We start from the raw sequence: 21,564 nt of genomic DNA, 5'->3' as shown, positions 1-21,564 counted from the left end.
AGACCGCAAAAAAGCCGATTCCCCAGGTCAGGGAACCGGCTTCCGGGGAGCTGCGTCTAGAACTGCTCCACGTCAATCAGGCCAGCCTGCGCGGCCTTGACCAGGCGACGCGGGATGCGAACTTCCTGGCCGTCGATCTTGACGGTCTGCAGTGCAGCGTTGTCAGCCTTCCACTGCGAGCGACGCATGCGGGTGTTTGCGCGGGACTTCTTAAATTTCGGGGTAGCCATTTCTCAATTCCTCCTTTACGCCTAGTTAGCGGACTTCTTCTTACGGCGAGCCATGCCACCGAAGCGCTGGTTGAACTTCTCAACGCGGCCAGCGGTGTCCATGAGGCGCTGTGCGCCGGTCCAGAACGGGTGGGACTCAGCGGTCACGTCGACAACGATGAGCGGGTACTCGTTGCCGTCCTCCCACTGGTCGGTACGGTCGGAGGTCTTGGTGGAGCGAGTCAGGAACTTGTGGCCCGTGTTCGCGTCCTGGAAAATCACCGGGTGGTAATCCGGGTGAATATCCTTCTTCATATACTTCGTCTCCCTCAGGATTGAACTTCAGGTCGTCTCCTCCGTGAGGATCGTGCCTGAGTTGGGTGCGAAAATGGTCAAGTGCACAGCGATTGCTGAACAACCTGCAGAATTATACTGCCTCAGGGTGCATTTTCCTAATCGCGCATGTTCGCTTTCCGACGCCACAGCACCAGCGCCCCAGCCAACGCTTGCGCCAGGCCGAGCACGACCCACGCAACGTTGCCCAACTGAATCGGATAGGCCAAGCTCAGCACCGCGAGCATAAGGTGCATCCCGCCATGTGAGCCTGCTGCCCACCAGAAACTGCCAAAGCGGTAGACCAGCGCCGCCCCCAGGATGGACATTCCGAAGGGCATCACCAGGTAGACGACGTGGTCCAGCACGCTTTGCTGGCCGCCGGAAGACGTAAGGTGGAGCAATGTAAAAGCAGCTGTTGTCCACACAATGGTCAGCATTTCTCGGTGGCGCGTGACGTCGAAAAGCCAGCCGCGGAAGAGCAGCTCTTCGGGGATGCCCTGCAGCAGGTAGGAACGCACCAGGATCCACCCCACGATTGCGGCCAGCGGGTAGTCACCGGCCCCGGCTCCCTCCGGCACCGCTGGTCCGGGCCCGAGGATCGCCGCCAGCACTGCCCATCCCACCAGCATCGGCACGGCGACCACGAGTGTGCCGCCGACAAGCCCCCATGCCCCGCGCCAATTGATGCTGGAGCGCTCAACGTAGCGCACCCACACAACGACGAACGCGACCACCAGGGTGGGTGTAAGGCAGAACAGGAGCGTTTCATCTACGTATGGAGCGAGCGGAACACGAGCGAAGTTTGCGCCCATGAGCACGCCCATAGCGATGGTGGCACGGAGCAGGAGACCGAGTGCGTTAACAGGAATTCCTGGGTTCATGGTGCACGACTTTATTGAGCACACGTGGGCTTAAATAGTGGATGTGGTCACCAAAATCCATGACCCGAGTCATGGGTGTCAGCCGGTACGTTTGGACACCATGAACCGTGTCCACCTCCACCTTTTGGACAGCATTCTGGTGTTCGCCACCATGCTGTACCTCAACTTCACGCCAGTGGCGCTCGCGCGAGAGGGAGTACTGTTGGCGGTCGCCATACTCACTGTCGTGGCGTGGGTGGCGTGGCGCAGGACGGAGCATAAGGCTGCCGCAGTGGTCTTCTCCCTGTGCGCGTTCGCTGTCTTCGCTACGGCGAATAACCCGATCAGCATCCTCGTCCTGTGGTGCGCCGTCGTTGCGTTACACATGAGCCTGGGCAAACGTGCAGCGTACGTCTATGCTGGTGCGATCGTCGTGGCTGCTTTTCTCGCACAGCTCAAGGTTCAGGCCCCGGTGAGCAAGGTCGCGATCGAGACACTCGCCAGCGCTGCCGCAGCCGCAGCGGGACTCAACCTGGCTTCGACGGTCGCTCGGCAGCGCTGGCACGAGGCGCGCCAGCAGAACATGGCGATGGCGAAAGAGCGCGAGAGGATCGCCGCAACGCTTCACGACGCCCTCGGGCACCGCCTCACCACTATCGGACTCAGCCTCGACTACGCACTCCGCATCCCCGACGCGGAAAAGCGCGACAGTGAGATCGCGCTTGCACGCGCAAGCGTCTCGGAGGTCTTGCACGAGATGCGTGCGACAGTCCGCGCGATGAAGCCTGCCGCCCATCCCGATGAGGACATCGAGTCCGCGCTGTCCCATCTGGCGGAGTCTTTCGCTACGACCTCTCTGGACGTCCAGTTCTCTCACACGCCGGATGCAACGAAGGCGAAGTGCTCCACCGAAGAACGGATGCTCATGTTGCACTTCTGCCAGGAGGCCTTGACCAATGTGCTACGCCATTCGCGCGCCACGCAAGCCCGAATCGTACTTGATCGCCAGACTCTGACCGTGACCGATAACGGCATAGGCACGACCGGGCCGGAAGCGTTCGGCATCACCTCGCTTCGCGAACGCGCCGCAGGCCTCGGGGGTGAGATCACTACGCTCGCCCACGGCGGCATTGACCGCGGGTTCCGCATCGAATTGCACCTGAAGGAGAAGTCATGACCACACGCGCGCTGCTTATCGACGACCACGAGATGCTCCTGCGCGGCCTCAGGCTCATCTTGGACACCAACGACCGGGTCGAAGTCGCCGCAACAACTACCGACGGAGCAGAAGCGCTCAACCTTGCCCGCCGCTATAACGTCGACGTGGTGGTCACCGATGCTGCAATGCCGGGCACCGACGGGCTCGGGGTCGTGCGCACCTGCAAACCACACGTCCCTACCCTCGTACTCACCACGTTTGATGACGCAAACCTGGTCAAGGACTTGCTCGACGCAGGCGCCTCCGGATACCTCCTGAAAGATGTTTCCCCGGAAGAATTGGCAAACGCTATCGTCGCGACCGCCCAAGGTGGTCTTGTTCTCGACCCGCGGATCGCCCGCTACACCGCGGGAAACCCGCAGCTGGCAATCCTAACCCCCGCGGAACGCTCCGTCGCCGAAAACGTCGCACGTGGAATGAGCAACCAGGAAATTGCCAGTGCGCTTTTCCTGGCTGAAGGCACCGTGAAAAACCACGTGTCCGCTTTACTCCGGAAACTCAAAGCGCGCGACCGAACGGTTCTCGCCTTGCGTTTAGCCAAAGCATTGGGGCTCTAGACTCCGCTCCCTGTCTGGCGGGGAAGCGCAATCGCCTGAGATTAGGAAATTTGGCGCTAAACATGTATCGTTGACTCTCGCTGTTGTCGAAGTACACGTATACGCCTACGTCAACCGATTGCACCAGACGCTCTCGCGGACCCTCACTCCGCTTTGCAGTGGCGTCATCCTCACTTGTGATCAGTGCGTGGGCGGCAGAAGAGAAAGAAGTCAACCCATGTCGGCACATTGCCAGGTCACGGGACGCGAGCCAAAGTTTGGCAAGACCGTCTCGCACTCGCACCGCCGCCACTCGCGCCGTTGGAACCCCAACGTGCAGAAGCGCCGGTTCTACCTGCCCTCCGAGGGCCGTACCATTACTCTGAACGTTTCTACCAAGGGTCTGAAGATCATCGACCGTGACGGCATCGAGTCCGTCGTGGCAAAGATCCGCGCACGAGGTGAGAAGATCTAATGGCACGTAACGATATTCGCCCGATCATCAAGCTGAAGAGCACCGCGGGCACTGGTTTTACCTACGTCACCCGCAAGAACAAGCGCAACAACCCGGATCGCATCACGCTGAAGAAGTACGACCCGGTTGTGCGCAAGCACGTCGAATTCCGCGAGGAGCGATAATCAATGGCTAAGAAGTCGAAGATCGCCAAGAACGAGAAGCGCAAGGAGATCGTTGCTCGTTACGCAGAGCGACGCAACGAGCTCAAGGCAATCATCCGCAACCCGGAGACCTCGGACGAGGACCGCCTGGACGCGCAGTTTGAGCTGAACCGCCAGCCCCGCGACGCTTCCCCGTCGCGCGTGCGCAACCGCGACTCTCGCGATGGCCGCCCCCGCGGCTACCTGCGTAAGTTCGGTGTGTCCCGTGTCCGTATGCGCGAGATGGCTCACCGCGGTGAGCTGCCTGGCGTCCGTAAGTCTTCGTGGTAAGGAGGAATTGACCAATGAAGCGCAATAACCAACGCAAGGCGCGCATGGAGCAGTCCCGCCGCCCGAAGAAGAACCCTCTCAAGGCCAAGGGCATTGAGAAGGTCGACTACAAGGATATTGAGACCCTGCGTCTGTTTATCTCTGACCGTCACAAGATCCGTTCCCGCCGCGTCACCGGCTTGACCCCGCAGCAGCAGCGTCAGGTTGCTACCGCCGTCAAGAACGCGCGCGAGATGGCTCTTCTGCCGTTCACCACCCGCTAACCAGCGGTTGACGTCAACAGCGTAGAGTTTTCGACCCAAAGCCTGCCCCGCCCGGATGTGATTCCGGTGCGGGGCAGGCTTTTTCATGCGCTGCCGCTACCTTTCTAACGATTGAAAGGCCGCGGCGTGCAGTAGACTAGGAACGCACACGCGTCGCTGCCTTCCCTGCAGACCGGCGCCGTTTTGAGAGGAGTAGTGGATGAGCGGAAACGTGGGTCGCCCCCGCAAGAACAGCCCCCGTCGTCGCGGCAAGACAGCCCGCGACGAAATCCTCGACGCTTCCTCGGAACTGTTCACCCGCCGCGGCTTCTCCACCACGTCCACGCACCAGATCGCGGAGGCCGTGGGCATCCGCCAGGCGTCGCTGTACTACCACTTCCCCTCCAAGAACGACATCTTCCTCACCCTGCTCAAGGGCACGATCCAGCCGGCGTTGGACCTCGCCTCGGACCTGGCGGAGTCGGACGCGTCGCCGGCGCTGAAGCTGTGGGCGCTGTGCGCCGCCGAGACGCGCATCCTGCTGTCTTCCAATTGGAACATCGGTCGCCTCTACCAGCTGCCGACGCTGGAATCGGAGGAGTTCGAGGAGTACCACGAGGCGCGCGCGAAGCTCGAGGGCATCTACCGCGACCTCGCGGCGCAAATCGTCGGCGATGACGACCCACGCATCGAGCTTCCGTTCCACATGACGCTCGCCGCGATTGAGATGCGCGACAACACCGGTGTGGCGCCCTACCCGCTTGTCGACGATGCCCTACCCGCCCCCTCAGTCATGATCGCCGATGCCGTGCTCGACGTGCTCCACACCGAGCTCCCCTCCTGCCGCGGCGAGCGCACCCTGGAGCTGGTGGCGAAGGTGTCGGGGAACCCGGAGTAGCAGCGGGGCTTACGGCTGGCAGCGCGCCGCCGGCAGAAACTCGGTCCCCTCCCCCAACCGCTGCGCCATCGCGTTGAGCATCTGCTGCCCTGTGTCGTACGCGCCGTCTGCGGGAAACGCGGTGAATGCCACGGGCGCGTAGCTCCCGTCCCCGCGCGGCACAAGCCCGAACTGCCGCACCTGATACATGCCGGCTGTGTCCGGGCCCCACCCACCCTTGAACAGGGCCCCAAGCGTCCCCAGGCCGTAGGACTGGCCCGGGTCGACCTGCCCCATGAGCTGGAGCACCTGCTCGGCGCCAGCAATGCACGCGAGCGAGTCAGCGAGCTGCGCTTCATCGTTGACCGTGAGGGCGGTCTGGCCGAACGTGGAGAACTCCGGGCGAGTCTTCGCCGTATTTACGGGCACGGTAAGTCCGGACTCGCTGAGCACCGCATCCACCGCGTCGGCACCTGCGGTGGCGTAGAGCCGTTCCGCAGCGGCGTTGTCCGAGGCGGTGATGGCGGCGGCGACGTCGCCGGAGGCAGCGGGATCGGCGCGGAGCGCGGCGATCGCGATGGGCACCTTGATCGTCGACCACGCCGCGGTCGCCCCCTGCTCCCCTGAGGCCACTACTCCGTTCGGCCCGGAGACGGCGGCGCCGGCGGTTCCCCCGGCGGAGGCGGCCTGCACGGTGGCGTCGAGAAGCGACTGCGCGTCTGGGGTCGCTGCGCTGTGCTCAGTCGTGGACGGGGCAGGTGCGGGCGCGGGCGGAGGCGTGACGAACTCGGTGGACTTCACCACGACTGTCGGTGGTTCCTGCTGCGGCCCAGTCGGCACGGTACAGGACGACAAGACGCAGGCGGACGCGGCGAGCGCAACGCCGAGCCGGAGAGGGGCTACCAAATCCGGACCCTGGCGTTATTGCCGCCGGAGCAGTACACGGTGCTGCCGCCGCTGCACGACATGGTGTAGGTGTATCCCGTCCGCGGGCTGTACGCAGAGATCGTGACGTTCGTGCTGCCCGAACTGTTGTACGCGTCGACGAACTCGCTGTACACGTTCGCGGCAAACGGCCCGGTGGTCACCCCGGTATCGGCCGCGTAATGCGAGTACGTGTGACGCGAGGGCGCCGGTGCTGCCGGGGCGGGCTCCTCGGCCTGCTGCTGGGCGGGCGCCTCCTGCTGGAGCGTCTGGGTCTCCACATCCGTAATGGTCACCGGCTCGCTCGAGCCGCTGAACGCCCCGGAACCAAACAGGTACGCAAGCACGCCCACTATCGCCGCGAGCAGGACCCCAATGATGGCGATGAGCCACGGGGTCCAGTTTCGGCGATTCTCCTCGTGGTACGGGTACTGCCCCTGGCCGTACGCCGGACCGTATTGCTGTGGTGGATATTGCTGCGGTGCGTATTGCTGCTGGGGCTGCTGCGGGTACTGGCCCGAGAACTGTACCGTCTCGGTGTCCGCGGCGGCCCACTGCTCCGTGCTGGGGTTCACGTCGCCTTGGCCGTACTTACTGCTCATTGTCGCGCCTTTCCCGAGGCGCGGGGGCGCGCCGAGGGTCATGTATGCAAATTGGGGGTTCTGGGAAATGATAAATCAACATCTGCCAAAATGTTGAAATTCACCGTGCATTTCCCTCACCGCCAGCTGGGTGCGCTACCGGCTCGTCGTCGGGCTGGTCTTGGTCGTCTTCGAGGCTTGTGGCTTCTTCGTCTTGCTCGCCGTTGCAGTGCTTGTCGACGCCCCCGTGCCCGCCTTCGACGACGCCACAGCCGAGGACTTCTTCGACGTCTTTGAGGCTTTCGGTGTCTTCGACGTCTTTGGCGCCGCCGTGCTCGTCGGCGCGGGAGCCGGCGCCACCCTCGTCGTCGTCACCTCCGTGACCTGCGTTGACGTCACGACCATGGTGCTGGTGACGCTCTCAGGTTGCTTCGCGCCCTGCGCGAGGCCACTCACCGAGGTGTAAAAGAGAGCCCCCATAATGAGCGCGGCCGCCCCGACCAAGCCGCCGACGAGCCAGGTACCGATCCTCCCGCGACGGTCGTCGTCCTGAGTTTCGTCCTGATCTTCATCGACCTGCTGCGCGGGAAGGACCTGGGTAGGCGGGTCGACCTCCTGGCCACGCTCGTACTCGCCTTGTCGGTCGACCACGCACTACCGCCTTTCTCGTTTCGGCCTGCAGGGTGTGCAGGTTTCACCAGAGGTTAGCAGCGCGCGGTGGGCAGGGTCCCGCGCATCCCGTCAAGGCCTCGTGCGAGTTCGCTGAGCATTTGGGTGCTCTCCGCGTAGCCGCCGTGGCTGAACGCAGTGATCGCCACGGCGACATCACCGTTCGGGCCCGGGACCAGGCCGAACTGTCGGGCCACGTAGCCGTCCTCGTGCGTGTTCCAGCCGCCCTTGAAGCGGGCACCGCCGATCTGGCCAAGGCCCCAGCGCTGGTCCGGGGTGATCTGCCCCATGAGGTCCAGCACCGGCTCGTGGCCCGCGACGCAGCGCAGCCCGGAGGCAAACTGCGCCTGGCCGGAGGTGTTCCAGAGGGTATCCATCCCGTACGCCGCGGAGGTCGTCGTGGCGGAACCCGCCTGCTGGATCACCTTGACGGACTCGGCGCCAGGGACCTGGTTGTACATGCGGTAGGCGGCGTCGTTGTCGGAGACCGTGATGGCCAGGCGGGCGTCGTTGGCAAAGCCCGGGCTCTGGCGCAGGGCGGCGATGGCCAGCGGCACCTTCATGGTGGAAAACGCCGGGTAAGCGGCGTTGTCTCCGGCGGTGATCTGCGCGCCGTTGCCCGCGACCGAGACGGCGACGCGGCCGTTGTGGTGCCCCTCCACCGCGCGTACCAGCCCGTCAAGGGCCGCCTGGTGGTCAACGGCGGGCTGCGCGGCGGCGCCCGGCGCGTGGGACGGCTGCCCCGCCTGGCCGGGCTGCTTCGGCCGCAGCTGCGGCGGGACCTGTTGCTTGATGTTGTCGGGCAGGCCGTTGTAGGCCTGCACGTACGCATCGCCGATGACGGGGAGATCCTCCACCGCCGGCATCACCGGCAGGGAGATCCCCATGGCCATCAGCGCCGCGGTAATTTGCTTCGCCCACGGCTGCGAAGAAAGTTGCGAGGACACGAATCTGCGCTCCCTACATCACGTTACTGCCGTTTATTTACGGCTGACCTTAAAAGTATACGTAGGATACCATTCTGTGCCCCGCAAATTAGTGAGCGAAGTGGCGAGTCCCCGTCAGGTACATCGTCACACCGGCCTCCTTGGCGGCGGCGATGACTTCCTCATCGCGGATGGAGCCACCCGGCTGCACCACGGCCTTCACGCCCGAGTCGGCGAGCAGCTGGAAACCGTCGGCGAAGGGGAAGAACGCGTCGGAGGCTGCCACAGCCCCGTTGGTGCGGTTCTTGCCCTCGTCCAGGGTGTTGGCGCGGTCGACGGCGAGCTTCGCCGAGTCGACGCGGTTGACCTGGCCCATGCCAATGCCTACCGACGCCCCCTGGGCCGCAATCAAGATCGCATTGGACTTCACGCAACGCACACTGCGCCAGGCAAACTCCAGGTCGGCCAGGGTCTGCTCGTCGGCGGCCTCGCCGGCGACCAGCTTCCAGTTCGAGGCGGTGTCCCCCTCAGCCTGGTAGGCGTCGCGGTCCTGCACCAGCCAGCCGCCGGAGATCTGCTTCCGCTCCTCGCCGGGCTGCTTCGGCTCGACCTGCAGGATGCGCAGGTTCTTCTTCTCCTGAAGCACCTCGATCGCGCCGTCCTCGTAGGACGGAGCCAGGATGACCTCGGTGAAGATCGGCTTGACCTGCTCCGCCATCTCGACGGTGACCTCGCGGTTCGCGGCGACCACACCGCCATACGCGGAGACCGGGTCGCAGGCGTGCGCCTTCGCGTGCGCGTCGGCAATAGAATCGTCCGACACCGCGACACCGCACGGGTTCGCGTGCTTAATGATGGCCACGCAGGGACGCTCGTGGTCCCAAGCCGCGCGCCACGCGGCGTCGGCGTCCTGGTAGTTGTTGTAGCTCATCTCCTTGCCACCGAACTGGGTGGCGTTGGCAATGCCCCAGCCCTCGTTGACCAGGCGGGCTGCCTGGTGCGGGTTCTCGCCGTAGCGCAGCGCGTCGCCCTCGGCAGCCTCCTCGGCGCCGAGCTGTTCGGCGAACCAGGAGGAGACGGCGGCGTCGTACTGCGCGGTGTGCGTGAACGCCTCGAGCGCGAGGCGCTTGCGGTCCTCCAACTCGAAGCCGTCGCCCTTCACAGCATCAATGACGTCCGCGTAGCGGGACGGGTTGGTCACGACGGCGACGGACGGGTGGTTCTTCGCGGCGGCGCGCACCATGGAGGGGCCGCCGATGTCGATCTGCTCCACGCAAGCGTCGAAATCCGCCCCGGAGGCGACGGTCTCCTCGAACGGGTACAGGTTCACCACGACGAGCTGGAACGGCTCGATGCCCAGCTCCTTGAGCTGCTCGGCGTGGGCGTCCTTGCGCAGGTCCGCCAGGATGCCGGAGTGCACGCGCGGGTGCAGGGTCTTGACGCGCCCCTCGAGCACCTCGGGGAACCCGGTGAGCTCGGCGACCTCGGTGACGTGCACGCCGGCGTCGGCAATGCGCTTGGCGGTCGAGCCGGTGGAGACGATCTCTACGCCGGCCTCGCCGAGCGCGCGGGCGAGATCCTCCACGCCAGTCTTGTCGTACACGCTGATCAGCGCGCGCTTAATCTGAATTCCCATTGAACAGTACCTTCCCGTCGGAGATGGTGGCGCCGCGCAGCAGACCCACAATCTGCTCGCGCTCCGCCTGCTTGATTCGTTCGTGCAGAGTGGACTTCGTGTCGCCCTCCTGGATGCGCACCGCGCGCTGAGCGATGATCTCGCCGGTATCCATCCCAGCATCCACGTAGTGGACGGTGCAGCCGGTCACCTTCACGCCGTACTCCAGCGCGTCCTCGACGGCGTGCGCGCCCGGAAACGCGGGGAGCAAGGAGGGGTGAGTGTTAATTGTGCGCCCTTCAAACTCATCCAGGAACGCGCTGCCCAAGATACGCATAAAGCCCGCGGAAACGACCACGTCAGGCTGTGCCTTGTCCACGGTCGCCGCGAGCTCTCTATCCCAGGCAGCGCGATCATCGCCGACTGGCACGACCGCGGTGCGCACACCGGCGTTCTTCGCACGCTCGATGCCGGGACATACTTGGTCCGCGACGACAAGATCGACGCGGTACGGGCTCTGGATGTCGTCCAAAATCGCCTTGAGCAGGCTGCCTGTGCCGGAAACCAGCACAGCAACGGACAATGATTGGCTACTCACGGGCCATAGCTTAGTCATCCTGCTTCGCACTGCGGAATACGGCAACCGCCCACACCAGCAGGCTCAGCACCGCGAGCCACCCGAGCAGGAGGACTCCCAGCTTCCACGCGGTGGGGCCGACGGTCCCGTAGGCGCCGGCCTCGCCGGAGGTGAGCACGCCGAGGACCAGACCGATCACGCCGCCCCAGACGCCCGTTGCGCCAGCCTGTGCCAGCGTCGGCCGGACTTTCCAGAGCGACGCCAGGATCACGCCGGCCGGGATCAGCATGCACACCGGCGCCCACGCCGGCACGCTCTCCGGCACCGCGGCCAGCAGCGGCAGCGGCGGCAGGGCGACGTTGCCGGAGGCGAACAGCGAGGTGGACACCCCGGCGTAGTCGAAGGACCCGCCGAGCAGGACCGCCATCGACGTCACCGCAGCGTTGGGCAGGTAGAGCAGGCACAGCAGCGTCAGCCACAACCCACCCGCGGCCCCGAGGTTGGGGTAGGCGGCGACCAGGTCGCCGACCCGCTGGTAGTGCAGCGCCAGCACGACCAAGGCAACGACGCCGCCGGCGAGTGCGAGGTTCCGGATGGCGTTGAGGGCGGTGAGCGCGGCGTCGATAAGCACTTCCGGCACCCCGCCTCGCTTGGCCAGCGCGCGCCACAGGACGGCCCGAAGGCCGAAGCAGAAGCCAATGAAGTGCAGCGCTGGCGGCAGGAGCAGCGCTAACGCGGCGGGCGGGGCGCTGACCGGGTAGACCGCCGAGGCGTCCGACACCATAAACAGGGCGATGCCGGACAGCGTGAGCGGGATGAGGAGCGTGAGTGCGAGCAGCACCCCCAGGTCGAGGATGCTCACACGGTGGGCGGTCGCCGCGCGGACGCGAGCAGCCACGATGGCGATCGCGCCGAGCGCAGGCAGCAGCGGGACCGCGCCGAGGGTCACTCCATCGAACTCGAACGGGACGCCGTGGCCGACCAGCCACGTCTCGCCGATAGCCATCGGGAGGTACGAAAGTGGCCAACCACCGATCAGCAGCACCGCGAAGCACAGCGCGATCGCGCCGAGCCCGAGTACCGCGTTGGGGACCAGCACGAAGCCAAGGTAGTGGCGGATGCGCTCGCTCCACGTCTGCGGGACCGCATCCGCCTTGTCGGGGTGGCCTCGCAGCTGCTGCGTGCGACGAGTCCGGTTGCCTTGTCGCAGCCGTTTGCGCTTCTCGACGCCTCCACGCGGCCGGCGAGCTTTCCCGCGCCCGCCAGCATCACTGCGCTCACTCGGCTCACTGGCCGCACTTGCTTCACTGTATTCTCGCTGTTCACGCAAGGTAACGCGCGGGCGGCTCCGCTGCGGCCTCGAGGAGGGCCCTGTTTGGGGGCTTGAATTGGTGCTCATCGTCGTTAACTTTGCCACTGAATTGCCGCTGCCCGATGTCCAACACTCCCCCGCGTACCCGCGCAGCGGCGGTAAAATACCCGGACGACTCCCAACAAAATGCAACGTCCTGGGCCCGCCCGGGCATGAGGCGCTACACGCTCGCGTGCGAGCGCATTTATGTAACGAATCAACAACCTGAAAACGATTAAGAAAATTTTAGAATCCAGCTTGCCATGCCGAGACCAATTCGTTACAGTGACCTCTCGTAGATAACAGGAAGGTTACGATCCGCTACCGGGAAGGTTGCGGAACGCAGACCAACGGAACGCTTCAAAGAGGGCACATGTACAACGCATCGAAGCAGGGTGGCAAGCACCGTAAGCAGACCCCGAACAAGGGTCGCGTCGCCATGGTCGCCGTCACCACCGGCGCCGTCTCCACCGCCGGCCTCTCCGGCGCCGCCGCCGCAACCCTGGCTGCAGACGGTCCGCAGACCTCCAACGTTGACATCGAGCTGGCTGCGGATACCAACCACCTTGTTGATGACGCCGTCGCCACCGCCGACGCCCTCGCCTCTTCCCCGCAGGTGCTGGCCATCTCCGAGTACAAGCCGGTCACCAACTTGACCGACCAGCTGGACAAGGCCGTTGCGCACTCCGACGAGGTAGCAAAGGCCGACGAGGCCGCCCGCGCACCGCAGACCGTCAAGCCGGCAGAGGGTGCGTTCACCTCCCCGTTCAGCCCGCGCTGGGGCTCCTTCCACTACGGCGTGGACATCGCGAACTCCCCGGGCACCCCGATCCTCGCCGTCATGGACGGCACCGTGATCGACTCCGGCCCGGCCCAGGGCTACGGCAACTGGATCCGCCTGCGCCACGACGACGGCTCCGTCTCCGTCTACGGCCACATGCAGACGCTCAACGTGGCAGTCGGCGAGCGCGTCCACGCCGGCCAGAACATCGCCGGCATGGGCAGCATGGGCTTCTCCACCGGCTCGCACCTACACTTTGAGATCCACCCAGACGGCACCACGCCCGTCGACCCGGCCGCTTGGCTGGCAGAGCGCGGCATCTCGCTCTAAGACCTTCCTTCCCCTCTTGACGCCCCGGTTTTCCCGGGGCGTTTTGCGTTGCTGCGGCAATCGCAGGGATCAAGGGCCCGGCTCGGTGTGCCGTTGGGGTGCGCTTTGGCCTGTTTGACGAGAACGCGATGACGAAGACGCGGAATTTTCGTCGCACCCTCGTCATCCAGTCTTCGTCATGCAGGACGGGCCGTTTGGTGCGCGCCTTTTCCACCCCAGGCCAGGTCGGGCGTGGAGCATCCGCCCAGCTTCCAACCAAACCGACCCCCCATCCCCGGACTCCCCCTCAACTCGCGTCACTTTTGCAACAATTTTCACTCCAGCAACACCCGCGTTGACCTGCGTGGACGGCGGAAAATGACACAACTTTTCGACAAAATTGCACGTCAGAGCGTTGCTCACGGGGTGCCGGCACGCTAAGTTTTAACGCGGTATACGCTCCCCTCAATGTAAAGGTTTGTCGCACATGCAACGTCGCCTGCTTGCCGCAGTCGCTGCCACGGCGCTTTCGCTCACCCTGCTGCCCGCCCCGGCATTCGCCGGCCCGGCCGTCCAGATCAACGGCGCCCCGGTAGAAAACCAACAGGATGCGGTCAAGCACCTTGCCAAGGCCGCGGACACCATTTTGGAGTCCGGCGCCACCCTCACCGTCGGCGACTACAGCATTGTTTACGACCCCCGCGCGCTCGGCCAAGAGATCAGCAGCCAGTTCACCCCCAACAACGGCGAAGGCGGCGTCACCATGCAGCGCGGCCGCACCGCGGACGGCCGCACCGTGGTCACGCCGGCCACCGGTACGTTCACCTCCGGCTTCGGCATGCGCTGGGGCACCATGCACCGCGGCATCGACATCGCCAACAGCCTGGGCAGCCCGATCTACGCCGTGATGGACGGCACCGTGATCAACGCTGGACCGGCGCAGGGATTTGGCAACTGGGTCGTCATCCAGCACGACGGCGGCGAGGTATCCGTGTACGGCCACATGTCGCAGTACAACGTGTCCGTCGGCCAGCGCGTCAAGGCTGGCGAGCAGATCGCTCAGATCGGCTCTGAGGGCCAGTCCACCGGCCCCCACCTCCACTTTGAGATCAAGCCCGACGGCGTGAACCAGGTCGATCCCGTCCCCTGGTTCGCCCAGCAGGGCATCCGGATCTCCTAAATCTTCTCCATCGGCAGCCCGCCGATGAGCATGAGCCGGACGGTGCCGGAGGAGCCGAAGTCCACCGTCACGGTCTCACGCACTCCCGCGCCGTCCACGGACTGGACGGTGCCGAGCCCGTACTTGGCGTGGTTGACCCGGTCGCCCGGCGCGAGGTTGAGGTTCTTGTGCACCTTCACCCCGCCGGAACCGGCCCCGCGACCCGAGCGCCGGCCCGAACCCGAGCGCCGACTGCCGCCGAGGGGCGCGGGCGAGCCCCAGGCGCCGGACGTGCCGGTTCCGCTCGGCTCAGTCCTGCGCCAGTCGATGAGGTCCTCCGGGACTTCCGCGAGGAAGCGGCTGGCGGGATTGGTCACCGGGTTCCCCCACGAGGAGCGCAGCATCGCGCGCGTGAGGTACAGCCGCTGCTTGGCGCGGGTGATGCCCACGTACGCCAGGCGGCGCTCCTCGGCCAGTTCGTCCGGGTCCCCCAGCGCGCGCAGGTGCGGGAACTGCCCGTCCTCCCAGCCGGTGACAAAGACGGTGGGAAACTCCAGGCCCTTCGCGGTGTGCAGTGTCATCATGGTGACCACGCCCTGCTCGTTGTCCGGCAGCTGGTCCGCGTCCGCCACTAGAGAAACCTTTTCCAGGAACGCCTGCAGCGATCCCGGCGCGGGCTCGCCCTCCACCATCACGGCGTCGAGCTCCTCGTCCGACATGTAGGCGACCTGGTTGGCCGCCTCGGAGGAGAATTCGCGCGCGACGGAGACGAGCTCGTTGAGGTTGTCCAGGCGAGTCGCGTCCTGGGGGTCGTTCGACGCCTCCAGTTCCGCCTGGTACCCGGTCGCGTCCAGGATGCGGGAGACGAGCTGGCCTAGGTCCGGCATGCCCGTGACCTCGTTGCGCAGCTCCGGCATTTCCTTGCGCAGTCCGTCCATAAGCTCTACGAACCCGCTGATCGCGTTCTTGGCGCGAGCTTTGATCATGTCGACGTTCCCCGACGCGGCGTCGATAAGCGCCTGCCCAAAGCTCACCCCCTGGTTCTCCGCGTGCAGCGCCACCATGGCCTGGGCCTTGTCGCCGATCGCGCGCTTGGGCACGTTAACGATGCGGCGCAGGCTGACCGTGTCATCGGGGTTGTCCAGCACCTTCATGTAGGCGACGATGTCGCGGATCTCGCGGCGCTCGTAGAAGCGCGTGCCGCCGACCACCTTGTAGGGGATGCCGGAGCGGATGAAGATGTCCTCGAGCGCGCGCGAGGCATTGTTGGTGCGGTACATGACCGCCATGTCGGAGTACGGGACGCCGGAGTCTGACAGCTGGTCGATCTCCGAGGCGATGAAGCGGGCCTCGTCGTGCTCGTTGTCCGCGACGTAGCCGACGATCTTCTCGCCCGCGCCCTGGTCGGTCCACAGCTTCTTCGGCCGGCGCCCCTCGTTCTGCGCGATCACCGAGTTGGCCGCGTTCAAAATGTTCTGGGTGGAGCGGTAGTTCTGCTCCAACAGGATGGTGCGCGCGTTGGGGTAGTCGCGCTCGAACTCCTCGATGTTGCGGATCGTGGCACCGCGGAACGCGTAGATCGACTGGTCCGAGTCGCCCACCACCGCGAGCTCCGGGGCGTCCGCACCCGTGCCGACGAGCGTGTGGATGAGCTCGTACTGCGCGTGGTTCGTGTCCTGGTACTCGTCCACCAGCACGTGGCGGAAGCGGCGGCGGTAGTACTCCGTGACCTGCGGGTGCTCCTTGAGAATGCGCACGACCTCCCCCACCAGGTCGTCAAAGTCCAGGGCGTTGGACTGGCGCAGGCGGCGCTGGTACTCCGCAAAGACCTTGGCCACGGTGGTCTCGAACGGGTTGTGGGTGCGCTCCGCGTCCGCTAACGCGGTGTCCGGGTCCACGAGCTCGTTCTTGAGATTGGAGATGCCGTTGGCCAGGGTGCGCGCGGAGAACTTCTTCAGGTCCAGGTTGAAGTCCTTGGCAATCATGGACAGCAAGCGGCGGGAATCGTCCGAGTCGTAGATGGTGAAGTTGGTGTTCAGCCCCGGCACGAGCTGCGCCTGCTGGCGCAGGATGCGCACGCAGACCGAGTGGAACGTGGCCACCCACATGCGCTCCGACTCCGGGCCGACCAACTGGGCGACGCGCTCCTTCATTTCCGCGGCCGCCTTATTAGTAAAGGTGATGGCGAGCACCTGCCACGGCGCGACCCCGCGCTGCTGCAACAGGTAAGCAATGCGGCGGGTCAGCACGGCGGTCTTGCCGGAGCCTGCGCCGGCGACGATGAGCAGCGGCGAGCCCTCGTGCTGCACAGCCGCCTGCTGTTGCGGATTGAGTCCCAGGGTCAGATCAGTCATGCGGTTCAGCGTACCCACCGCCCCAACATCGCCCCGACCCCGTTCGAACACCCTGGATAAAACGGTCCATATCCGCAGGTGCCGTGGCATAATGTCCTGCCATGAGCGATTTTGACATCCGCATGCCCTCTGGCACCGATGACCCGCTGTCGGACGCGGAGATTCAGCAATACCGCAAGGAGATTGACCGGCTGGACCGGGTGATCCTGGACGCGGTGAAGCGCCGCTCCGAGGTCTCCCGCGCCATCGGCAAGACGCGGATGGGATCCGGCGGCACGAAGCTCGTGCACACCCGCGAGGTGGCAATCATTAACCAGTTCCGCGACGAGCTGGGCGAGGAAGGCCCAACCCTGGCCAACATCCTGCTGCGCCTGGGCCGCGGGAAGCTGGGCTAGGCACTCGCACCGCACTTTTGGCTACCGTGGGGTGAGAACGATTCGCACTTCCTTGGGAGGAATAATGACCGACATCACGTCCACGTCTGCCTGGAAAAACCTGGAAAAGCTGCACGCCGAGAAGTCGCAGACCACGCTGCGCGACCTCTTCGCCGCGGACAGCAACCGCGCGACAAACCTCACCTTCGAGGCGACAGGCCTGCACGTGGACATGTCGAAGCAGCTTATCGACGCCTCCGTGCTCGACGCCCTGACCGCCCTCGCAGAGGAAGCGGGCCTGCAGGACAAGATCGGCCAGATGTTTGACGGCGCCCACATCAACAACACCGAGGACCGCGCAGTGCTCCACACCGCGCTGCGCCTGCCGGCCGAGGCGGACCTGGAGGTCGACGGCCAGGACGTCGCCGCCGACGTCCACGAGGTCCTCGGCCGCATGCGCGACTTCGCCTCCGCCCTGCGCTCCGGCGAGTGGCTCGGCCACACCGGCCACACCATCAAGAAGGTCGTGAACATTGGCATCGGCGGCTCGGACCTGGGTCCCGCGATGGCGACCAAGGCGCTGCGCGCCTACGCCACCGCAGGCATCACCGCGGAGTTCGTGTCCAACGTCGACCCGGCAGACATGGCCGCGGTGCTGGACCGCTGCAACGCGGAGGAGACCCTGTTCATCATCGCCTCCAAGACGTTCACCACGCAGGAGACGCTGACCAACGCGCACGCGGCGAAGCGCTGGCTGCTCGAGCAGTTCGATGGAGACGAGTCCGCGATTGCCAAGCACTTCGTCGCCGTATCCACGAACAAGGAGAAGGTCGCTGAGTTTGGCATCGACACGACCAACATGTTCGGCTTCTGGGACTGGGTTGGCGGCCGCTACTCGGTCGACTCCGCAATCGGCCTGAGCCTCATGGCCGTGATCGGCCCGATGGACTTCATGCGCCTGCTCGAGGGCTTCCACGCCATGGACGAGCACTTCCGCACCACCGAGCTGTCCAAGAACGTCCCGGCGCTGATGGGCCTGCTCAACGTCTGGTACCGCAACTTCTACGACGTCCAGACCCACGCCGTGCTCCCCTACTCCGAGGACCTCTCCCGCTTCCCGGCGTACCTGCAGCAGCTGACCATGGAGTCCAACGGCAAGTCGGTCCGCCACGACGGCTCCCCGGTCACCTACGACACCGGCGAGATCTTCTGGGGCGAGCCCGGCACCAACGGCCAGCACGCCTTCTTCCAGCTCCTGCACCAGGGCACCACGATGGTGCCCGCGGACTTCATCGGTTTTGCCACGCCGAAGGAGGACTTCCCCACCGCCGACGGCACCGGCTCCATGCACGACCTGCTGATGGGCAACTTCTTCGCCCAAACCAAGGTGCTCGCGTTTGGCAAGGACCAGCAGACCATCGAGGCGGAGGGCGTGAGCAACGAGCTGGCCCCGCACAAGGTCATGCCGGGCAACCGCCCCACCACCACGATCCTGGCCGAGGAACTCAGCCCGTTTACCCTGGGCGCGCTCATCGCGCTCTACGAGCACATCGTGTTCACCGAGGGCGTCATCTGGGACATCAACTCCTTCGACCAGTGGGGCGTTGAGCTGGGCAAGCAGCAGGCCAACGACCTCGCAGCCGCCGTCGCGGGCAAGGAGGCACCGAACACCGGCGATGCCTCTACCGATGCACTGATTTCCTGGTACCGCAGCAAGAAGTAGGCACCCATGGGCGAGCAAATCTCCGCGGATTCCTACACCCCGCGCCAGCGCTCCGTGTACCGGAGGCGCCTGGAGGACGAGCTCGAGCTCTTCGACCGCCACCTGCAGGAGGCGGAGTTTGTCAGCCACGGCACGATCGGGCTGGAGCTGGAGCTCAACCTGGTGGACGCGGAGATGCGCCCGCACGCCAACAACCAGGCCGTGCTCGAGCGCCTCGGCGACGAGTTCCAGTCTGAAATCGGCGCCTACAACGTCGAGCTCAACCACCCGCCGCTGTCCATTGCGGGCGACGGCCTGACCAAGCTCGAGGAGGGGCTCAGCCGGCGCCTCAAAGAGGTGTCCGACGCCGCGGAGGCCGCCGGCTCCACCGTCGCGATGATCGGCACCCTGCCCACCATGACCTCGAAGTTCCTCAAAAACCCGGCGTGGATGACGCCGGAGAACCGCTACGCGGGGCTGAACAACTCCATCATGGATACCCGCGGTGAGCTCGTCCACCTCAACCTGTGGCGCGAGGAGCGCTACCGCCACAACTTCGAGGACATCGCCACCGAGTCCACCTGCACCTCCATCCAGCTCCACCTGCAGGTTTCCCCCGCACGCTTTGCCAACGCGTGGAACGCGTCGCAGGCGATCGCTGGCGTGCAAGCCGCGCTGTCCGCGAACTCGCCGCTCTTTATGGGGCACCGGGTCTGGCACGAATCGCGCATCCCCGTGTTCCAGCAGTCCATCGATACGCGCACCCAGGAGCTGATTAACCAGGGCGTGCGCCCGCGTGTCTGGTTCGGCGAGCGCTGGATCACCAGCGTCTTCGACCTCTTCGAGGAGAACGTCCGGTACTTCTCCCCGCTGCTCCCGGAGGGCCGCATGCAGGCCGGCGCCCCGTTTATGAAGGGCGACAGCCCCGGGCTGCACTACCTCAACCTGCAGAACGGCACGATCTGGCGCTGGAACCGCGCCATCTACGACCCGAACACGGAGCTCTCCCACATCCGCGTGGAAAACCGCCTCCTGCCCGCAGGCCCCACTGTCAAGGACATCATCGCGGACGCCGCCTTCTACTACGGCATGGTCAAGGCGCTCAGCGAGCAGACCCGCCCCGTCTGGTCGCGCCTCAGCTTCGAGGACGCCGAGCGCAACTTCCACGAGGGCGCGCGCCACGGGCTCACCGCGCAGTTGACCTGGCCGACGCTGGGCAGTATTGACGTCACGGAGCTCGTCGCAAAGCACCTGCTGCCCCTCGCCCACGAGGGTTTGGAGCTTCTCGACGTCGCACCCCACCTCGCCGACGAATACCTCGGCATCATCGAGGGCCGAGCCCGCACGCGCCAAAACGGGGCGATGTGGCAGCTCAACGCGCTCAACTCCATCGCCCCGCAGTCGCGGCCGGCCACCAAGGAGCGCGGCGACGCGCTCGCCCGCGTGCTCAGGCAATACGTAGCAAACCAGCAGTCCGGCGCGCCTGTGCACACTTGGTCCTTGGAGGTCTCGTAGGGCACAATAAGCGTTTAGCTTCGGCCCAAATGGAATACAAGGAGTAGCCGTGCAAGGAATCATCGACTGGATCATCCACCTCATGGAGATCCTCGGCGGCCCGGGCGTTGGCATCGCCATCCTGCTAGAAAACCTCTTCCCGCCAATCCCATCTGAGGTGGTCCTCCCGCTCGGCGGCTTCACCGTGGCGCAGGGCTCCCTGTCCTTCGCCTCCGTGCTCATCTGGTCCATCGTCGGCTCCGTCGTCGGCGCGTACCTCCTCTACGGCATCGGCGCCTGGCTGGGTGCCGCCCGCCTGCGCAAGATCGCGGACTGGATGTGGCTGGTCAAAGCCTCCGACGTGGATGCGTCGCTGAAATTCTTTGACAAGTACGGCAGGACCTCCGTGTTCATCGGCCGCCTCATCCCGGGCATCCGTTCCCTGATCTCCATCCCCGCCGGCCTGGACCGCATGAGCCTGCTCACGTTTGGTATCTGGACCACGCTCGGCTCCGCGATCTGGAACACCATCCTGGTCTCCCTCGGCTACGCGCTCGGCGACCGGTGGGAGGAGGTCACCGGGTACGTCGATGCGTATTCCAAGGTCATCTACGTCATTCTCATCCTGATCATCGTCGGCTTCCTCGCCTTCTTCATCCGCCGCGCCATGAAGGAGCGCAAGGAAGGCGCCCCCGCCCAGTAGCGGCTCACGGCGCGGGCTGGCACCGCGGGCACCACCAGATCACGCGCTCCAGGTCACCCTCGCCCCCGAGAAACCCCTTGGTAATGAGCGTGCCGCAGCGCCTGCACGGTTTCCGGTTCCGCCCAAACACGTAGCTCGTCTCGCCCGCACGCTTGATCCCGGTGGTCACGCGCACGGGCGAGTCCTTGTTCGCCCACATCAGCCGGCGCGCCAGGGCCACATGCTTGTCGACGTCCACGTCCCCCACCTTCGACGCCGGGTGGGTCCCCGCCAGAAAGTTGATCTCGGCGCGGTACTCGTTGCCGATTCCGGCAAGGTTGCGCTGGTCCAACAGTGCGCGCCCGATTTCCATGTCCGGGTTTGCCTCAATGCGGCGGATCGCCTCGGCGGCGGCGAAGTCATCGGCAAGCAGGTCCGGGCCCAAATACCCCATTTCCTGGGGGTACTCGCGGGCGGGGAAGACCCGGACAAGTCCGAGCCAAAACCCGACGAGCTCGATGTCGGGGGCGGGGGCGTCGGCAAGCGAGAGCACGACGCGGGCGGCGTGGCCGGGCTTGCGCCACCGCTGGCCCGCCCGGTGGAAGGCCCAGGTGCCCTCCATCTTCAGGTGTGTGTGCAGGATCTGCGCTGTGTGGTCGGGCGCGCCGAACTGCATGAACAAGTGCTTGCCGTAGGGCCACACGCGCTCGCAGGTCATGCCGGTGAAGTCGACCGTGGCGTAGCGGGGCACGCGCAGGCTCGTGCGCGTGACCTCCCGGCCGGTCATCCACTGCAGACGTTTGGACAGCTGGTAGACGGAATCCCCTTCAGGCATGGGG

General features: G+C 65.3%; 25 protein-coding genes. 14 read left to right on the top strand and 11 right to left on the bottom strand.

The features are described 5' to 3' along the window. Positions 1-56 precede the first annotated feature (56 nt). The 3 genes from rpmF to FPP74_RS04170 all read right to left on the bottom strand — a co-directional run bounded on the left by rpmF (position 57) and on the right by FPP74_RS04170 (position 1,426). Positions 57-230: a 50S ribosomal protein L32 gene (gene rpmF, locus FPP74_RS04180; protein ID WP_095277040.1), complete on the bottom strand. Its 174-nt coding sequence runs from the start codon at positions 228-230 to the stop codon at positions 57-59. Between the two features lie 21 nt (positions 231-251). Next, positions 252-524 (bottom strand): type B 50S ribosomal protein L31, encoded by a 273-nt coding sequence (locus FPP74_RS04175; RefSeq protein ID WP_095277043.1) that lies wholly within the window; start codon positions 522-524, stop codon positions 252-254. 137 nt (positions 525-661) lie between these two features. Beyond that, the gene (locus tag FPP74_RS04170; protein WP_144717225.1) at positions 662-1,426 is read right to left on the bottom strand and encodes a CPBP family intramembrane glutamic endopeptidase; all 765 of its coding nucleotides are present in this window, start codon (positions 1,424-1,426) and stop codon (positions 662-664) included. Positions 1,427-1,526: 100 nt separating this feature from the next. Here FPP74_RS04170 and FPP74_RS04165 point away from each other — a divergent pair, with 100 nt between their 5' ends. From FPP74_RS04165 to FPP74_RS04135, 7 genes are all read left to right on the top strand, one after another. Continuing rightward, positions 1,527-2,582: a sensor histidine kinase gene (locus FPP74_RS04165; RefSeq protein WP_144717224.1), complete on the top strand. Its 1,056-nt coding sequence runs from the start codon at positions 1,527-1,529 to the stop codon at positions 2,580-2,582. After that, a complete protein-coding gene (locus tag FPP74_RS04160; RefSeq protein ID WP_095554945.1) occupies positions 2,579-3,181 on the top strand; it encodes a response regulator transcription factor in 603 nt (200 codons plus the stop codon). Before FPP74_RS04165 ends, FPP74_RS04160 begins: the two co-directional genes overlap by 4 nt. A gap of 217 nt (positions 3,182-3,398) precedes the next feature. Then, complete coding sequence (rpmB, locus tag FPP74_RS04155) at positions 3,399-3,635, top strand: 50S ribosomal protein L28 (RefSeq protein WP_095277046.1); 237 nt, start codon at positions 3,399-3,401, stop codon at positions 3,633-3,635. Further along, on the top strand, positions 3,635-3,799 hold the full coding sequence (gene rpmG, locus FPP74_RS04150) for a 50S ribosomal protein L33 (protein ID WP_006841072.1): 165 nt from the start codon (positions 3,635-3,637) through the stop codon (positions 3,797-3,799). The genes rpmB and rpmG overlap by 1 nt, the downstream gene beginning before the upstream one ends. A 3-nt stretch (positions 3,800-3,802) precedes the next feature. After that, on the top strand, positions 3,803-4,108 hold the full coding sequence (gene rpsN, locus FPP74_RS04145) for a 30S ribosomal protein S14 (RefSeq protein WP_095277048.1): 306 nt from the start codon (positions 3,803-3,805) through the stop codon (positions 4,106-4,108). Positions 4,109-4,122: 14 nt separating this feature from the next. Beyond that, positions 4,123-4,371 carry a 30S ribosomal protein S18 gene (gene rpsR, locus FPP74_RS04140; RefSeq protein WP_095277051.1) on the top strand — a complete coding sequence of 83 codons (249 nt, stop codon included), beginning with the start codon at positions 4,123-4,125 and terminating at the stop codon, positions 4,369-4,371. 199 nt (positions 4,372-4,570) lie between these two features. Next, positions 4,571-5,248, top strand: a complete 678-nt coding sequence (locus FPP74_RS04135; RefSeq protein WP_144717223.1) for a TetR/AcrR family transcriptional regulator — start codon at positions 4,571-4,573, stop codon at positions 5,246-5,248. Positions 5,249-5,257: 9 nt separating this feature from the next. On the opposite strand, the gene FPP74_RS04130 is transcribed toward FPP74_RS04135, so the two are convergent. Both FPP74_RS04130 and FPP74_RS04125 read right to left on the bottom strand, forming a co-directional pair. Next, positions 5,258-6,133, bottom strand: a complete 876-nt coding sequence (locus tag FPP74_RS04130) for a hypothetical protein (RefSeq protein WP_255456060.1) — start codon at positions 6,131-6,133, stop codon at positions 5,258-5,260. Continuing rightward, a complete protein-coding gene (locus tag FPP74_RS04125) occupies positions 6,127-6,753 on the bottom strand; it encodes a hypothetical protein (protein ID WP_095537736.1) in 627 nt (208 codons plus the stop codon). Before FPP74_RS04125 ends, FPP74_RS04130 begins: the two co-directional genes overlap by 7 nt. Positions 6,754-6,883: 130 nt before the next feature. Here FPP74_RS04125 and FPP74_RS04120 point away from each other — a divergent pair, with 130 nt between their 5' ends. Next, positions 6,884-7,198 carry a hypothetical protein gene (locus FPP74_RS04120; RefSeq protein WP_095548511.1) on the top strand — a complete coding sequence of 105 codons (315 nt, stop codon included), beginning with the start codon at positions 6,884-6,886 and terminating at the stop codon, positions 7,196-7,198. Between the two features lie 238 nt (positions 7,199-7,436). Here FPP74_RS04120 and FPP74_RS04115 read toward each other — a convergent pair whose 3' ends face one another. The 4 genes from FPP74_RS04115 to FPP74_RS04100 form a co-directional block, all read right to left on the bottom strand. Next, positions 7,437-8,348: a hypothetical protein gene (locus tag FPP74_RS04115; protein WP_095545987.1), complete on the bottom strand. Its 912-nt coding sequence runs from the start codon at positions 8,346-8,348 to the stop codon at positions 7,437-7,439. A gap of 88 nt (positions 8,349-8,436) precedes the next feature. Further along, positions 8,437-9,963 (bottom strand): bifunctional phosphoribosylaminoimidazolecarboxamide formyltransferase/IMP cyclohydrolase, encoded by a 1,527-nt coding sequence (gene purH, locus FPP74_RS04110; protein ID WP_144717222.1) that lies wholly within the window; start codon positions 9,961-9,963, stop codon positions 8,437-8,439. Beyond that, on the bottom strand, positions 9,947-10,558 hold the full coding sequence (purN, locus tag FPP74_RS04105; RefSeq protein ID WP_144717221.1) for a phosphoribosylglycinamide formyltransferase: 612 nt from the start codon (positions 10,556-10,558) through the stop codon (positions 9,947-9,949). Before purN ends, purH begins: the two co-directional genes overlap by 17 nt. Further along, complete coding sequence (locus tag FPP74_RS04100) at positions 10,551-11,618, bottom strand: DUF6350 family protein (RefSeq protein ID WP_144717220.1); 1,068 nt, start codon at positions 11,616-11,618, stop codon at positions 10,551-10,553. The genes purN and FPP74_RS04100 overlap by 8 nt, the downstream gene beginning before the upstream one ends. A 625-nt stretch (positions 11,619-12,243) precedes the next feature. Between FPP74_RS04100 and FPP74_RS04095 the strand changes: the two genes are divergently transcribed. Continuing rightward, entirely contained in the window at positions 12,244-12,981 is a 738-nt protein-coding gene (locus tag FPP74_RS04095; RefSeq protein ID WP_144717219.1) for a M23 family metallopeptidase, read from the top strand. Between the two features lie 466 nt (positions 12,982-13,447). Beyond that, a complete protein-coding gene (locus tag FPP74_RS04090) occupies positions 13,448-14,140 on the top strand; it encodes a M23 family metallopeptidase (RefSeq protein ID WP_144717218.1) in 693 nt (230 codons plus the stop codon). Here FPP74_RS04090 and pcrA read toward each other — a convergent pair. After that, a complete protein-coding gene (gene pcrA / locus FPP74_RS04085; RefSeq protein WP_144717217.1) occupies positions 14,137-16,473 on the bottom strand; it encodes a DNA helicase PcrA in 2,337 nt (778 codons plus the stop codon). The two genes, FPP74_RS04090 and pcrA, sit on opposite strands and share 4 nt — an antisense overlap. Positions 16,474-16,574: 101 nt before the next feature. Between pcrA and FPP74_RS04080 the strand changes: the two genes are divergently transcribed. From FPP74_RS04080 to FPP74_RS04065, 4 genes are all read left to right on the top strand, one after another. Continuing rightward, complete coding sequence (locus FPP74_RS04080) at positions 16,575-16,868, top strand: chorismate mutase (protein WP_095277083.1); 294 nt, start codon at positions 16,575-16,577, stop codon at positions 16,866-16,868. A gap of 64 nt (positions 16,869-16,932) precedes the next feature. Next, the gene (gene pgi / locus FPP74_RS04075) at positions 16,933-18,570 is read left to right on the top strand and encodes a glucose-6-phosphate isomerase (protein WP_144717216.1); all 1,638 of its coding nucleotides are present in this window, start codon (positions 16,933-16,935) and stop codon (positions 18,568-18,570) included. A 6-nt stretch (positions 18,571-18,576) separates the two neighbouring features. After that, complete coding sequence (locus FPP74_RS04070; RefSeq protein ID WP_144717215.1) at positions 18,577-20,064, top strand: glutamate-cysteine ligase family protein; 1,488 nt, start codon at positions 18,577-18,579, stop codon at positions 20,062-20,064. 49 nt (positions 20,065-20,113) lie between these two features. Next, positions 20,114-20,746, top strand: coding sequence for a DedA family protein (locus FPP74_RS04065; RefSeq protein ID WP_095277091.1), 633 nt, complete (start codon positions 20,114-20,116; stop codon positions 20,744-20,746). A 4-nt stretch (positions 20,747-20,750) separates the two neighbouring features. Here FPP74_RS04065 and FPP74_RS04060 read toward each other — a convergent pair whose 3' ends face one another. Continuing rightward, positions 20,751-21,560, bottom strand: coding sequence for a DNA-formamidopyrimidine glycosylase family protein (locus FPP74_RS04060; RefSeq protein WP_144717214.1), 810 nt, complete (start codon positions 21,558-21,560; stop codon positions 20,751-20,753). Positions 21,561-21,564 lie beyond the last annotated feature (4 nt).

The organism is Corynebacterium sp. NML180780 (genome assembly GCF_007786415.1).
GTDB classification, from domain to species: domain Bacteria; phylum Actinomycetota; class Actinomycetes; order Mycobacteriales; family Mycobacteriaceae; genus Corynebacterium; species Corynebacterium gottingense.
This window is presented reverse-complemented; position numbering and strand designations above follow the sequence as displayed.